14 protein-coding genes are annotated in these 15,418 nt (G+C 40.4%); 9 read left to right on the top strand and 5 right to left on the bottom strand.

The window, feature by feature from the left end:
* Window positions 1–116 precede the first annotated feature (116 nt).
* On the top strand, window positions 117–1,004 hold the full coding sequence (locus tag EPB74_RS00370) for an SDR family NAD(P)-dependent oxidoreductase (protein WP_274902177.1): 888 nt from the start codon (window positions 117–119) through the stop codon (window positions 1,002–1,004).
* A gap of 258 nt (window positions 1,005–1,262) precedes the next feature.
* Here EPB74_RS00370 and EPB74_RS00375 read toward each other — a convergent pair whose 3' ends face one another.
* On the bottom strand, window positions 1,263–1,586 hold the full coding sequence (locus EPB74_RS00375; RefSeq protein WP_274902178.1) for a hypothetical protein: 324 nt from the start codon (window positions 1,584–1,586) through the stop codon (window positions 1,263–1,265).
* Window positions 1,587–1,751: 165 nt separating this feature from the next.
* Here EPB74_RS00375 and EPB74_RS00380 point away from each other — a divergent pair, with 165 nt between their 5' ends.
* The 3 genes from EPB74_RS00380 (at window position 1,752) to EPB74_RS00390 (ending at window position 3,646) form a co-directional block, all read left to right on the top strand.
* On the top strand, window positions 1,752–2,063 hold the full coding sequence (locus EPB74_RS00380; RefSeq protein WP_274902179.1) for a mobilization protein MobS: 312 nt from the start codon (window positions 1,752–1,754) through the stop codon (window positions 2,061–2,063).
* A 234-nt stretch (window positions 2,064–2,297) separates the two neighbouring features.
* Window positions 2,298–2,819 (top strand): hypothetical protein, encoded by a 522-nt coding sequence (locus EPB74_RS00385; protein ID WP_274902180.1) that lies wholly within the window; start codon window positions 2,298–2,300, stop codon window positions 2,817–2,819.
* Window positions 2,820–3,118: 299 nt separating this feature from the next.
* The gene (locus tag EPB74_RS00390; RefSeq protein WP_274902181.1) at window positions 3,119–3,646 is read left to right on the top strand and encodes a hypothetical protein; all 528 of its coding nucleotides are present in this window, start codon (window positions 3,119–3,121) and stop codon (window positions 3,644–3,646) included.
* Window positions 3,647–3,812: 166 nt separating this feature from the next.
* Here the strand turns inward: EPB74_RS00390 and EPB74_RS00395 are convergent, their stop codons facing one another.
* The 3 genes from EPB74_RS00395 to EPB74_RS00405 all read right to left on the bottom strand — a co-directional run bounded on the left by EPB74_RS00395 (window position 3,813) and on the right by EPB74_RS00405 (window position 6,068).
* Window positions 3,813–4,277: a hypothetical protein gene (locus EPB74_RS00395; RefSeq protein ID WP_079692016.1), complete on the bottom strand. Its 465-nt coding sequence runs from the start codon at window positions 4,275–4,277 to the stop codon at window positions 3,813–3,815.
* Window positions 4,278–4,478: 201 nt separating this feature from the next.
* Window positions 4,479–5,009, bottom strand: a complete 531-nt coding sequence (locus EPB74_RS00400) for an inorganic diphosphatase (protein ID WP_089555257.1) — start codon at window positions 5,007–5,009, stop codon at window positions 4,479–4,481.
* Between the two features lie 204 nt (window positions 5,010–5,213).
* Window positions 5,214–6,068: a lipoyl protein ligase domain-containing protein gene (locus tag EPB74_RS00405; protein ID WP_274902182.1), complete on the bottom strand. Its 855-nt coding sequence runs from the start codon at window positions 6,066–6,068 to the stop codon at window positions 5,214–5,216.
* 414 nt (window positions 6,069–6,482) lie between these two features.
* On the opposite strand from EPB74_RS00405, the gene EPB74_RS00410 reads away from it, so the two are divergent.
* The 5 genes from EPB74_RS00410 (at window position 6,483) to pncB (ending at window position 15,159) form a co-directional block, all read left to right on the top strand.
* Window positions 6,483–7,970, top strand: a complete 1,488-nt coding sequence (locus EPB74_RS00410) for a coniferyl aldehyde dehydrogenase (protein WP_274902183.1) — start codon at window positions 6,483–6,485, stop codon at window positions 7,968–7,970.
* Window positions 7,971–8,362: 392 nt separating this feature from the next.
* A complete protein-coding gene (locus EPB74_RS00415) occupies window positions 8,363–10,306 on the top strand; it encodes a glycine betaine ABC transporter substrate-binding protein (RefSeq protein WP_274902184.1) in 1,944 nt (647 codons plus the stop codon).
* A gap of 92 nt (window positions 10,307–10,398) precedes the next feature.
* Window positions 10,399–11,271, top strand: a complete 873-nt coding sequence (locus tag EPB74_RS00420; protein ID WP_274902185.1) for an ATP-binding cassette domain-containing protein — start codon at window positions 10,399–10,401, stop codon at window positions 11,269–11,271.
* Between the two features lie 511 nt (window positions 11,272–11,782).
* Complete coding sequence (gene msrAB, locus EPB74_RS00425) at window positions 11,783–13,597, top strand: bifunctional peptide-methionine (S)-S-oxide reductase MsrA/peptide-methionine (R)-S-oxide reductase MsrB (RefSeq protein ID WP_274902186.1); 1,815 nt, start codon at window positions 11,783–11,785, stop codon at window positions 13,595–13,597.
* A 314-nt stretch (window positions 13,598–13,911) separates the two neighbouring features.
* Window positions 13,912–15,159, top strand: coding sequence for a nicotinate phosphoribosyltransferase (pncB, locus tag EPB74_RS00430; RefSeq protein WP_274902187.1), 1,248 nt, complete (start codon window positions 13,912–13,914; stop codon window positions 15,157–15,159).
* A gap of 11 nt (window positions 15,160–15,170) precedes the next feature.
* Here pncB and xseB read toward each other — a convergent pair whose 3' ends face one another.
* Window positions 15,171–15,416, bottom strand: a complete 246-nt coding sequence (xseB, locus tag EPB74_RS00435; protein ID WP_089554287.1) for an exodeoxyribonuclease VII small subunit — start codon at window positions 15,414–15,416, stop codon at window positions 15,171–15,173.
* Window positions 15,417–15,418: the final 2 nt, after the last annotated feature.

The following is a 15,418-nucleotide window of genomic DNA, read 5'->3' on the forward strand; positions in this document are numbered from 1 at the left end:
ACTAATAACCATCAAAATAAATGGGCTTTACGGCTTATTTATTACCTTTAATCCAACTATATTTGCTATTCTTTAGGCGAACATTAACGGAAGTCTAATTCTTAAAAGGATGTTTCATGGCCAATCCCTCAAAAAAAGAAATCATTAAAGCGGTCAAAGATAAGCACATTATTATCACAGGGGCATCAAGCGGTATTGGTGAGCGTACAGCCTTTTTACTCAGTGAATGCGGTGCTCATGTTATCTTATTGGCACGTACTGAAGAGAAGCTAAAAGCCGTTAAAGAACGTATTAAGGAGCTTGGTGGTAAGGCCAGTTATTATCCTTGTGATTTGACCAATATGGATGCCATTGAAACAGTCAGCGCGCAAATTTTGGCTGATTTCGGTCATGTTGATGTATTAGTAAATAATGCCGGTCGTTCGATTCGCCGTTCGGTTCACGAGTCTACTGATCGTTTCCATGATTTTGAGCGCACTATGGATATTAATTACTTTGGTGCCGTCAAAATCATCCTTGGGTTTTTGCCGACGATGATTGAACGTCAGACTGGTCAAATTGTTAATATCTCATCGATTGGTGTATTGGCAAATAGTCCGCGTTTTGCTGCCTATGTTGCATCGAAATCGGCATTGGACGCCTTTAGCCGTTGCCTCGCCGCTGAAGTAAAAGGTGATAATGTAACAATCACCAATATCTTTATGCCATTGGTACGTACGCCGATGATTGAGCCGACTAAACTATATCGTTATATGCCTGCGCTTATGCCTGATGAAGCGGCGATGATGGTTGCAAAGGCGATTGTTCATAAACCAAACAGTATCGCTAGCAACATGGGTAAATTTGCTTCTGCTACTTATTCATTAGCACCAGCGATCAACGTTGGTATTCAATCGATAGGCTATCGTATTTTCCCAAGCACCCGCGCTGGTCTAACTACTGATAAAAAACCAAACCTTGCGCAGCGTGCCTTTGCTAGAATCTTACCTGGTGAGCACCATTAGAATGGGGTTTTTATTAGCTTTGACCTAAAATAAAAAAGGATGCTGCGGCGTCCTTTTTTAATACCTTAAGAAGCATTAGTAATTATATAAAAGGGTAGGATAGCGGTATTATTTTGGCTAGTGTATGGTTAGAAATGCGAACTATCTTTTATTTAATATTCGAAAGTGTGTTTGCGTTATCTTTATTTTAACGCACACCTCTGCTCTTGTAGTAGTAATTGCCAACACTATATTGAGCACTAGTATTCCATTAGCTGGCTAATTTTCAATACAACTCACTTGCTTTGATATAATCTTGACGCATATTTTGGCTATTGTTATATTTATTGCAAAGACGGTGTGAGCTCTAACACCACCCTTGTCGGCAAATTTTTGATAAGATTTAGCTGATTCAATATAATTCTTACGCTCTCTTTGCCCCTTGTAGTACATCACTTCAGGGTTTGATTGAGATATAGCATCGCCTTGATAGGCTAATCGTTCTGGTTGATTAAAATCCATTGGCATAGCCGAGGCGGAGAACATCGCCGCTATTAAAAAAATCGTTGTTTTATTTACGACCGAAAACTTAAGCAGTGGCATGACTTTTTTCTACTTACTATTGATGTCATTAATTATATATGCAAACTAATAGCATGGTGTGAGATATCTCTATAGTTATCTACTTGATAACTTTTTCGGTTCTAAATTCATTTGTCATAACGTCTGTTATAAGAATAAATAGATTTGCTAATTTAAGGAAGACTTATGGGCTTACTAGGCGGTAATGATCTAAAGGAACAGCAGAAGATTAATGAGCTTGAGATTAAGATCAATAGAGAAAAACAAAAGTTAGATAAGAAGCTAACACGACAAAAAATACTACTCGGTGCTTTTCTAGTAGATGCTTTAGAGAATGATGCAGTAGAGGGTTTAAAGAAATACACAGCTGATAATCTGTTGGATTTTTTGAGCAGACATACGGATAAGGAGTTGATGGCAGATTTGGTAAAGGAGCTTGGTAGTACGGTCAAGACTAAAACAGATTCTGATAGCAGTCAGGGCAACAAATTGGGGTAAGGACATAACAGCGGATAAGACAATCACAAGCACCTTACCTAGAAATAAAGTAAGAGGCAAACAGTGGAAGGATTGGAGTGAAAAATACTAGAAAGCAAAGGATTATAAAAGACAAAGTTAATATTTGGGTTAAATTCATATAAAGTTAGACCTCATGGATTACATAGAGTGTTGGAAGCAGGTCTTAAGATTCTGAGTAGTTTTAACAATTTTTCCAGTTAAAGGCTTTTAATGATGAAATACAACAAAGAATTTGATCTTATCAAGAATAGTTTTATTAACATGAAAAACAATACTCCCTTGTTATACTCTAAGACTATTATATATGTGCTTAATGAATATGAAGAAATTTTTAGCAGTACGCCGGTCTCTGATTATGAACTTTTGAATTATAAGAATTTAGATCCAGATTGTTATCCAATAGAACAAGCTAGTATTAGTGAAGAAAGAGTAAAATCGCTTGTCAATCGTCTAGTATCTATAAACTTTCAAGATATAGATACATTCGCAATGTTTCTTAGAAGTGATATAGAGCATTTATTTTATTTTGAACTGAAAGATTATATATGTCCAAACTGTGGTTCGGAAGGTGGTGGCGAAGTGTTATTGACAAGATACGAAGGCTATAGTCCTCTTTCTTTCTTATGCCTTGCTTGCAGTTATTCAGGATTTTTGAAAGGTGGTAAACCAGAAGGTTATGTGACTTCCGTGCCTCTAACGACAGAAGAACTTAAAGAACATGGATATTTACAGTAAATCGTAATAAATAACTTGTAGGTTAGGTACAACTTGTGATTTTCAGATAGATATTAGCACGTAGATACTGGTGCCTTCACTGGTTCGGTACCCTAGTAAGGACTTGAACCTTTGGCTGTAGGCTAATGTTATCAAGGTTTCAACTTACGGAAATAGTCACAGTGTACTTCGTAGTGTACCTAACATACATATTCTATCTGTGATCGGTGCGCTATACAGGCTTCGAACTGCTAGTATTGTATGTATATTAATAACTACGAAATCGTTAGCAGAGATCAAAACAGTCAATGGGTAATTCAATGATAAAGATAGAACCAGTAATGGACGCAGATATTGTTCCAGGTATTCAGGCTGCTGGTATAAAGTTAGGGATAAGTTTTGACTATTTTAAAAAAAGCACAGAACATATTTATAAACCTACGAAGGAAGAATGTGATGTGCTATCAACTCATAATTTATGGTTTTTTTTCCATAGAGATGAGATGACTATAGGTGGTATACATATAAATGAGATTTATTGCTACTGGGATAATAATATAGTTTTAGAGTTCAGTGGAGATGAATCCATATTAACTGGCATACATGTAATGAGCAAATATTCAGGGTATTTGTTAAAAAAATTAAAAATAGGGGATAGGCTTGATCTACTGAAATACGAACTTGGATTTGATTTTTACTATGGCCATGGAGATACTCATTACCTAAAGCCAAATCCGTTGGAATCAGAAGATATACTAGAAGGAGTGTATATTACTACAAATTATCTATTACCTTATTCTGCTGAATATCCAGATCATATTGTTACAGCAATCACAGTATATTTATAAATACACCGAAATCATTAGCGACTGTTTAGGCCCAAGCCTAACGATGAATCAACATAGTCAACTGGTTCCCTTGGGGTATACCCCAATCGAACCAGTCATTTTGTCCTCTAAACCTATTAATAGACCACTTAAAATAGACTGCTATAATGGAATCACTTAAAACAGACTAGCCAAACACACGCCATAATATCCAAAACAATCCTGCCATGATGATCGCGATAATTAATAATCGTTTTGCCCAATATGGCAACAGTGGCTTTTTATAGCCCAAATCATTGAGTTGACTGTCGACACCATCTTGTAGACTTTGGAAACCTTGTTCGGGCGGGGTAGACTTGACCCGACTCTTAATCAAGCGCTCCGTTTCTTCCTCAACCGGCTCTCTATCAAAGCTAAAGGCTTGACTCGGTATGCCTTGTTTATTGGCGATAGTATTAAGCTTTTGCTGTTGCTCGTTCTTCAGCTTTAGCTCGTAAGCATCTATCCGAGATTTAGCGGCATCCATACTGATATTTTCATCGGCGGCTAAAGTCTTAATCGCCATTACCAGATTGCCTTTTTCGACCATCATAATAACTGTCCTTGGCAACTTTGCATTGGTAGGCTTTGAGCCTGAATCAGAGTCAAACATGACTGTCCTTATTTGAGCGTGATAATAGGTAGGTATGATATGGGTTATTATAACCATTTTATACGAGCGGAATTCAAGCAAAAAAATACCGCAGTCATCAGCGTGTCTGCGGTATTTTTTATAAAGTTTATCTTACTTATGATAAACCTCATTTTATAAACTATCAGGGCTGGTTTACTTTTAAAGTAAAACGGCTATCGTTTATAGGTCTTTCCAGCGCTGAATAGACTCTTTAATCACTTCTTTGGCTTCTGCAACATCACCCCAAGATTCGACAACCGTTGTACCGGCTTTTTTAAGGTCTTTATAATGGCTGAAATGGAATTCTAATTGTTTGATAAGCTGTTCAGGCAAATCAGCTAGGCTGTTATAAGCATTGCCATTGTTGCGGTCATCCGCTGGTACGACGACGATTTTGTCATCCACTTCGCCATCATCAACGAACTTCATGACACCGATAACTTTAGCTTTTAAGAAAATGCCAGTCGTTAATGGGTATTCAGTGATGATTAATGCGTCCAACTCATCGCCATCTTCATCAAGCGTTTGCGGGATAAAACCATAGTTGCAAGGTTTGGCAAAAATTTGTGGATCAATACGATCAAGCTCAAATACAGCCAATTCGCGATTCCACTCAATTTTATGGCTGCTACCTGTTGGAATTTCTATTACCACGTTAATGATGCCACCGTCGACGTCACCTGCGTCTAAAATTTTATTAAAATCTGCCATAAAATACTCCAATTTGCTTTTGTTATGAATGTTTGAGTCGTAAAAGGATAAAGGTTGGCGTACAAGGATTGTTGCTGCGCCCAACTTGTGCCGCTGACGATTATAACAAGTTTGAATCAAATTTTCTCATAATGCTTAAGTCTAAGCGCGCACGATATTATGCAAAAAAGGATTATGCAAAAAGAGACTCAATCAATTTACTTTTTACTTTGGCGCTAGTGCTCGCAATTTGATGCGTCCTGCATGACGCTCAGCGATATTGTCTATAAGTTTTTGAGTGACTTGCTCATAAGTGAGCGATGTGGAAATATCGGTCGCGGATTTGTCATTGCGCGCTTGGTTCGTCTGCTCATCCATATTGACAAAATCGGCCAGCCGTAACATTTGCATCCCAGCGTAACCGCACGGATTAATGGCATTAAATGCTGATAAATCACAATTTAAATTAATGGCGATACCATGGTAGCTAAAACCATGTTTAATTTTGAAGCCGAGCGAAGCAATTTTCCCAAGCATAATTGTATTATCGATATCTATGTCAGCAGCAGATGCTTCTACATCTGTATCTCTATTGTTTTCTTCAGAGATGTCAGCATATAAGTAAACACCGGGTGCATCACGGCGAGCACGGGCACTAATATGAATGGGGTCAGATGATGATGGGCTTTTTACACAGTCATTGACCACATCTTCGATGGCTTGTTCAGCATGCGAGACCATATTGCGTACACTCCAGCCCAAACTGTCTAAATCAAACAACCAATAAATAACCAGCTGCCCATGCCCGTGCCATGTCACCTGACCACCACGATCTGTCTTGATAATAGGCGTGTTAGTACGCTGTAAGATATGCTCTTCTTTACCTGCTTGTCCAAGTGTATAGACGTCATTGTGATCGACAATCCATAACTCATCAGGAGTACGCAGCCCTTGCTCTTTTTTGAGGGCAATACGCGCTAATGTACGCGATAACATGGCATCGAGGGTAGGAACATAATCGGCGGTTGAGAGCGATTTTGTGATAAGTGTATCATTAAGCTGTTGGGTGGCGTTTTGCATGAGAGTGGCTGTCTTATAGTTTTGTTGTTCAGATGGATGTGTCTAGCTAATATTGAGTGTAGCAGTTTTAATATTGTCGCCCAAATTTAAATTTTAAGAATAATTGTCTCACTCTTTAAGCCTTCACTCATCTAGTTAGTCTAGAAACACCGTGAAATATCAATCACGTATCAGCTAACGGACACGCATCTTATACAAACCCAGTAGTCAATTAAAGGTGCTGTTCATTTGTTGGTCAATGCGCTACATTAAATGCCATTGAATAGAACGCATTGAATGGAATCTCATCAGCTTTCATTATTAGATACTACTGCGTAGGTAAGATATTTATATAAACACAGGGTCTAATAAAAAATATAGAGTCTTAAACTTAATATAGCGTGCCGACTCTAACGCATATGAAAAGGAATATAAATGACAGACAACAATCAGAACAATCAAGCCCAAAACAATCAGGCCGAAAATACGAACGATACTTACAATGAGTATGACTCGCTTAGTACCGTCAAAACAGTGGCTGATATGCAGGCGCAATTTTCACGCTTGAAAAAATTAAGCCGGACTCAACCCATTAATGATTGGGCCACTCGTGCAAATCAACTTGATAATTTAGAAGTGATGCTGAGCGATAATCAAGCATTGCTTGCTAAGTCTATTAGCGCAGACTTTGGCTATCGTAGTGAGTCAGAAACTCAGTTTGCCGAGTTATTCCCTAGCTTTACTGGTATCAGTCATGCTAAAAAACACGGTAAAAGATGGATGAAAGCGCAGCGTGTATCGATTTCAGCGCTTTATATGCCTGCACACAATGAGATCCTGCCACAACCATTGGGCGTGGTTGGTATTATGGTGCCTTGGAACTACCCATTGTTTTTGGCAATAGGACCAATGATTGATGCGCTTACTGCTGGCAACCGCATTATGATTAAAATGAGTGAAGCGGCGCCACAATTTGCGCAAACCTTTGCAGATACTATTTCGCGTTATTTTTCACCAGATATGGTTTGTGTGGTGATTGGCGAAGTTGAGATTGCTGAAGAATTTAGTAAATTGCCTTTTGACCATCTGCTGTATACCGGCTCTACAGCGGTTGGCAAAAAGGTCATGGCGGCTGCGGCTCCTAATTTAACGCCAGTCACGCTTGAGCTGGGTGGTAAGTCTCCCGTAGTGGTTTTAGAGGGTGCAAACTTAGAAAACGCCGTCAACCGTGTGATGATGGGTAAAACCCTGAATGCCGGTCAGACTTGTATTGCGCCGGACTATGTGCTCATCCAGCGTCAAGATCATGAAGAGTTTATTCGTCTGGCCAGAGAGTGGATGGAAAAGCACTATCCTAATATAGAAGACAACCCTGACTACTCGCGCATTATCAATGGTGAGCAATTTAAACGGGTGAAAGGATATTTAGACAATTTGTCAGGTGAGGGTGTTCATAAGCTTACTGCTGCTGACTCTAATGTTGAAACTCGTCTAATGCCGCCGGTAATTGTCAGCGAGCCTGCTCCTGATAGTGACGTGATGCAAAATGAAATCTTTGCACCCATCCTACCGTTAATACATTACGACACCCTTGATGACGCCATTGCCTTCATCAACGAGCGTCCACGTCCGTTAGCGCTATATGTATTCGGTGATAATAACCGTGACATAGACAAGGTTCGTACCAACACAGTATCAGGCGGTCTCTGTATTAACGAAGTTGTTATGCATGTGGTGCAGCACGACTTACCATTTGGCGGTGTTGGCGATTCAGGTACAGGGGCTTACCACGGGAAAGCGGGCTTTGAGCGTTTAAGCCATATGAAGCCAATCTTTATACAATCCAAAATTAACGGTCTGAATATCTTATTACCGCCGTATGGTGGATTATTTAAAAAGGCCATGGCGCTGTTTTTGAAATAGCTGTCGTTAAAAACAATGGATTAAATTGGTGTTAACAATCAATTGATATGAAGCATTCATTAATATAATCGTAGGGTATGGTGAGCGATATTATAAGTAATAGCATCTACTGAGGTAGGTGCTATTTTTTTATCTACAATTAAATTTTTAATTTTATAAAGCTTAACAACCATATCTTTTATGCCTATTAAAATGTAGAGAGTAGTCTTAATGATTGACAAATAAACATTTGTTATCAGTCTTATAAATCGCTACACTTTGTAGTGAGTCTAAACGATAGTGCCGTTACTTTTAAATGGATGTCTAGCAATAAACGCTTGGTTAAAAATCAGTTTTATTAAGCTAAAGGATAGTCATTCTAATCACAATAAAAATGATAAATAGGACATGCCGTGCGCCAATGGATTGCATTTAGCTTATTGCTCATAAGCTCGCTATTACTGTCTTCACCAGTGTCAGCCGCCTTGCCAACTTGTGACACGCCGATTAAGTTTGGAGCGCTAACGTGGGAGAGTGGACAGTTCACCACGGCTGTACTCAAATATATCACTGAGAGTGGTTACGGCTGTCAAGTAACAGAAGTGCCCGGTGCAGGTCCGGCGCTTGAAACGGCATTGTCACAAAATGATATCCAAATTATCAGTGAACAGTGGGTTGGACGTTCTCCAATCATGGAGCAAGCTATCGCACAGAACAAGGTAGCTGTCATCGGTGATACGCTCAAAGGCGGGGCGACTCAAGGTTGGTACGTTCCTAAGTATGTGCTGGATGAAAACCCTGGATTGCGCAGCTATCAAGACCTGCCTAAATACGCTGAGCTTTTTAAAGACCCTGAAAACCCTGGTAAGTCACGCTTTATGAATTGTCCATCTGGTTGGACATGTGAGATTTTTAATACTCGCCTTCTCAAAAATACCGGTTTGGACAGTGTGTTTAATAATGCGCATCCAGGTACGGGTGCTGCTCTCGATGCGGAGATTGCCTCCGCTTTTGAGCAGCACAAACCGTTATTGTTTTATTACTGGCAGCCTACTGGTTTGATGGCAAAATATGATTTTGCGGTGCTAGAATTTGCAGCTTATAAAGATGAGTGCTGGCAAGACTTGCTACTTGCTGATGGCACTTCTGCTTGTGTTTCTGGATTCCCTGTATCACCTCTAGGTATCGCTGTATCTACCCCGTTTATCGCTGCCAATCCGGAGCTGGCGGATGTTTTCAAAAAAGTACAGTTTACCTCTGATGAGCTCAATGGCGCTATCTTGGAGATGAGTGAAAGTAAGCGTAGCGGGGAGGAGCAGGCATTGGTATTTTTGCGTGAAAACCCGAATGTGTGGCAAGAATGGGTATCCGATGAAGCGGCGACGAATCTTGCGGCTAAGTTAGGTGTTAGTCTAACAGGCGCTGTTATCGCTACTGATACAGCAGCATCTAGTACGAATTCATTAGATTCATCATCAAAGTTCTTCCCCTCATGGTCACTTGAGACGCCACTTAATAAGGCACTAGCAAGCGTCGTACAAAATTACGGTGACGTGTTCCGTGCCATTAGTACGATAGGGCTAACGTATTTACTCATCCCTATCGAGCGATTATTAACCATTATTCCTCCATGGCTGATTATTGCGTTAGTGACTGTCTTAGCGTGGTTTGGCGTACGTAAGATTTGGTTTGCACTGGCGTGCGGTGCAGGCTTATTTTTAATTGGGGCATTTGGATTATGGGGCGCGCTGATTGACACGTTGGCGCTGCTGATCGTTTCGGTGTTGGTCACGGTGGTGATTGGTATTCCAATTGGTATTGCTATGTCGAGCAGTAAGCTGCTACGTAAGATCATCACTCCTATACTAGATGTGATGCAGACTATGCCAAGTTTTGTGTATCTAATACCGGTGCTGATGCTGTTTGGTATTGGTAAAGTGCCTGCGTTATTTGCGACGGTTATTTATGCACTGCCACCATTGATTCGTCTGACGACTTTGGGTATTACGCAAGTCAATCATGAAATGGTCGAAGCAGGGCGCTCATTTGGCAGTACACATTTGCAACTGCTTATTTGGATTAAATTGCCGCAAGCGCTACCCAGTATCATGGCAGGTATTAATCAAGCTGTAATGATGTCGCTTGCGATGGTGGTGCTTGCCTCTATGATTGGTGCGCCTGGGCTTGGTGAAGATGTATTACAATCTATTCAAACGCTCAATATTGGTCAGGGATTACAGGCAGGTACCGCTATCGTTATCGTAGCGATTATCATCGATCGTATTACTCAAGCATTTGGGCAAGGTAAGCGCGCGCGGCAAAAAACCATTGACGCAGGCAAACATCCAATTGGATAGTAGTTTGCTTAATGATAGAAGTCAGAGACCTAAATAGCCTTAGTGATAATAAAAGCTATGTCAATAGAACAATAAAAATAACGAGAGTCATCATGAATCATATCCAGCTCGAGAATATTAGTAAAATCTATAATGCCAGTAACGCGCAAGCACAGTCTGCATTGGCCTTGCTAGCTGAGGGTATGGATAGTATTGCGGTAAAGGAACAAACCGGTTATTCGGTCGGGCTTTATGATATCAATCTGAACATTAAGGCGGGCGAGTTACATTGCATAATGGGGCTATCAGGTTCTGGCAAATCGACATTGATACGTCATATCAATCGCTTGATTGATCCAACCAGTGGAAAAATATGGGTCGATACGGCTATTAACGCCAAACCCTCTACTGATGCAGTAGAAACTGTAAATTCTTCATCTGCTATAAATATTTTAGAGCTCAATGATAAAGGCTTGCAGCAGTATCGCCAGCAAACGGTCAGTATGGTATTTCAACACTTTGGCTTAGTACCACATATGACAGTCATACAGAACGTTGCTTATGGTTTACGTGTACGCAAAATGAGCGTGAGCGCGCGCCATGAGGTTGCTCGGCACTGGCTTAATGAAGTTGGGCTTTCAAACTTGGAGCAAAGCTATCCTGACGAGCTGTCAGGTGGTATGCAGCAGCGCGTCGGGCTGGCTCGTGCTCTGGCGACAGACAATCCAATATTACTCATGGATGAAGCGTTCTCTGCGCTCGATCCACTTATTCGTGCCCAATTGCAAGATCAATTGCTAGAGTTACAAGAGCGTCTGAATAAAACGATTGTCTTTATTACTCATGATATTGATGAGGCCGTTAAAGTAGGTCAGCGTATCAGTATTTTAAATGGTGGGCGCTTGGTACAAACGGGGACGTCAAGTGATTTGCGCCACCATCCTGCCGATGACTACGTCAAACAATTCATGCGTGCTAAAAATTAATTAATAAGATAGTTTAATCTTAATTTATATTAAGTCATCTAATGAATACTTTTGGTAATTCATTGATTGTCTTGATAATATCTTTTTATTTCTTCAGCCTTATCTCTATATATATGACATATGGATGCTAACCATTGCATTAAGCATACCTCCTCTATATCACTACTCTTACTACGTTGTTAAAAAAGTGTAGCAATCGCCACTTAACTATTAAAGTAAACTCCATTATCGATGTATACTATTAAGATAATCTAATGTAGATAATTTTTTATCAGACAGGTTTGTTTTAGCACATAGTTTTATTTTAATAACATGAGCAGATTGCAAAATTTCTTGTGCAACCATCATATTTTTTTACCTATCTTTACTTAAAAGTAGCGAGTAGCTCTACAGCACGTTTATTTTCTCCAAAAATCTCGTCCCACTCATTCTAATCAATAACGTAAGAAGACCATGAGCGACCTTATAATCTCTAGATCATGGCCGTAAGACTTCGTAAAAAGGACATATCATGCCACATAAAAAAATTCGCAATAATGATCGCAGCAATGCTAATGATTTAGCGACAAATTCACAACGCTCATCATCGCGTTGGTTAAAAAACGTCAGCGCTTTTGGCGTGACAACGGTATTGAGTGCAGGAATATTAGTCGCTTGTGGACAAATGAGCAGTGCGGAGAATAATGCGAGTAGTAGTGCCAAAGTAGGTAGTCAAAACAGCGGCGTGACTAGCTCACGTGATATGTTGCCATCTGATATGCTTAAGCAGATGCAAGCATTGCCACAGCTGACCAAAGGTTTGGGTAAGAATGGGGCAGCAGTGATTGACCCTAATAAACCAACCTTGGTTAAGTTTTGGGCAAGCTGGTGTCCGCTATGCTTAGGGACGCTGGCAGAAACAGAACAATGGCGCACTGACCCTAAATTTGCCGATTTGAATGTTGTTACTGTTGTAAGCCCCGGTCATTTGAATGAAAAAGCTGATGGCGAATTCAGTACTTGGTATGCTGGCGTGCAAGCCGATTATCCAAAATTGCCAGTATTATCCGATGCCTCAGGCGAATTGATTAACAAACTTGGCGTACAGGTTTATCCAAGCTGGGCGATACTCGATAAAAACGGTAATTTGGTGCATTTAGTCAAAGGTAATATGTCGGCAGAGCAAGCCTATGCTCTCGCTGAAAATGCCGGTAATGATTTTGCTGAGTTAAAAGCCGGCAGTGCTAAACCTGCTAACGCGCAAGCATTGGATAACAACAGTAAGATTGAGACCATCAAACAAAAAGATGGCGTTTATTATAACGACAAAGGTAAAGCGATTAATACCCGCTCAATCTACTTGGCTGGTGGCTGTTTTTGGGGCGTTGAAGCCTATATGGAGCGGGTGGATGGTGTCGTAGATGCCGTGTCAGGCTATGCGAATGGCGATAGTGCCAACCCAAGCTACGAGCAAGTGATCCGTGGTTCAGGACATGTCGAAGCAGTCAAAGTCACTTATGATGCCGATAAAACCGATCTTGATACTATTTTAAAATACTACTTCCGCGTGGTTGATCCAACCAGCTTAAATAAGCAGGGTAATGATCGCGGTGTACAGTATCGTTCAGGCGTTTATTATACCGATAAAGTAGATAAAGCCGTTATTGATGCCGCACTTAAGCGTGTGCAAAGTCAATATAAGCAAAAGGTAGTCGTTGAAAACGAAGTACTAGACAACTTCTACTTGGCTGAGATGTATCATCAAGATTATCTGGCGAAAAATCCAAATGGCTATTGTCATGTTGATTTAAGCCTTGCTGATGATAAGCCTGAAGGCACAGCACGTACTAAGCTTGCACCTGTAAACAGCGTTGCTGAGACGTTAGATCCTAAGCGTTATGCTGGGTTTGACAAAGGGGCGCTGAAAAATACACTGACCAAAGCCCAGTACAATATCACCCAAGATGCCGGAACTGAGCGAGCGTTTAGTCATGAATATGATGAATTATTTGCACCTGGTGTGTATGTCGATGTGGTGAGCGGTGAGCCATTATTCTTATCGACTGATAAGTACCAATCTGGTTGCGGTTGGCCAAGTTTTACTAAGCCGATTGATATGCAAGTGATTACTCAGCATGACGATATGGCATTTAACATGGTGCGTACTGAGATTCGTTCACGGGTAGCTGATTCGCATCTGGGTCATGTATTCCCTGATGGTCCAAAAGACCGTGGCGGCCTGCGTTATTGTATCAATGGTGGCGCATTGCAGTTTATCCCAGTCGATGTGATGCCGCAATCAGGCTATGCACCATTGGTCAAATTGGTTAAACCAGCGAAGCCTTAATAATTAATGTTGGTACTTAATCTTGCAAAAAAGACGTTAAGCAATGCTTAGCGTCTTTTTTATGGCTCATACTTTAATATGACATACGATAAAAAAATGATGAACAGGTTTGTTATCGTAGTATTTTTGCTGTTATAGTTTGCGAATTATGAAAAACAACTTAAATTTCGTTATACTCAAACGCTTATGATTAATCTTTCAGTAACTTTTATATAGTTACTATAACTACGTGCACCAGTTACTATAACTACGTGCACCTATTTTGTCGCTTGCTTCGTTTAGCGATTTTTCATCTTTGCTTTTAAGGCTGTAACATGACCGTTACCCATACTTCTACAACTACAACTTTTGAACCTATTATCACCTCGTTACTTGATAACGATTTGTACAAATTTACGATGCTACAAGCCATGCTGCATCAGTTTCCACAGACCCATGGTGTCTACCGTTTTCGCTGTCGTAACAATGAAGACACCGTTTATCCATTGGCTGATATTAAAGAGCAACTAGAAAAACAACTAGGCAGTTTATGCGAATTGCGGTTTTTAGAAGATGAATTAGAGTATTTGCGTGGTTTACGCTTTATGCGCTCAGACTTCGTTGACTACTTAGAGTTATTTAAACTTAAACGGCGTTTTATTACTGTCAGCACCGATGATAAAGGTCGCTTGTTTATCGATATCGAAGGCCCAATGATTCAGGCGATGTTCTTTGAAGTATTCGTACTAGCCATTGTCAATGAGCTATATTTTAATGCTTTATCAGATACTAGTGTGATTGAAGAAGGGCAGCGTCGGTTAGATAAAAAAGTCGCATTATTGCACAGTTATGCTGCGGCACAAGCGAAAAATAGTCATGATATACCGCCATTTATTGTCGCTGATTTCGGTACTCGTAGGCGTTTCAATAAACATTGGCAAGCTCATGTGGTTGAGACATTACACAATGCTGAACCAAAAATAGTTAGTGGTACTTCTAACGTTTATTTAGCAAAAAAGCTCGGGATAACGCCAATAGGTACTATGGCGCATGAATTTATGCAGGCATTTCAGGCATTGGATGTGCGTTTGCGTGACTCACAAAAAGCCGCTCTTGAAGCTTGGGTGCATGAATATCGCGGCGATTTGGGTATTGCGCTGACCGATGTCGTTGGGATGGATGCATTCTTACGTGATTTTGATTTGTATTTTGCCAAGCTTTTTGATGGTCTGCGTCATGATAGTGGCGACCCATATATCTGGGGCGATAAAGCAATTGCCCATTATAACAAGCTAAAAATAGATCCTAGAACTAAGATTTTAACCTTTAGTGATGGTTTAGATCTTAATAAGGCGTGGGATTTACATCAATACTTTAAAGATCGGATCAAAACCAGCTTTGGTATTGGCACCAATCTCACCAATGATATGGGTATAACACCATTAAATATCGTCCTAAAATTGGTTGAATGTAATGGGCAGCCGGTCGCGAAGCTGTCTGATAGCCCAGGCAAGACCATGATCAATAATGATACGTATCTTGCCTATTTGCGCCAAGTATTTGAGATGGATGAGCCAGAGTAAAAAAAGTTGGCTTAGCTATCGCTTTTCTCAGCTTTATCTTCTTCGGCAAAGGCCGCATCTAATGCTTGTTGTACGGCATTGATGCGAGTCTCGCAAACGCGATAAGCGGCAATCGACTCTTCAACCGTTGTCATTAAATTATCAATATCAGGCTCATCTTGTTGCTGCAATTCAGCCGCATTGTTTTTTAGAATATCGTAAGCCGCCTTAAAGGTTTTTGGGGCGGCTTTTTTGCGTTTGCGAGTAGGGGTGGTCATAA

It is taken from the genome of Psychrobacter sp. DAB_AL62B, assembly GCF_028895345.1.
Taxonomy (GTDB): domain Bacteria; phylum Pseudomonadota; class Gammaproteobacteria; order Pseudomonadales; family Moraxellaceae; genus Psychrobacter.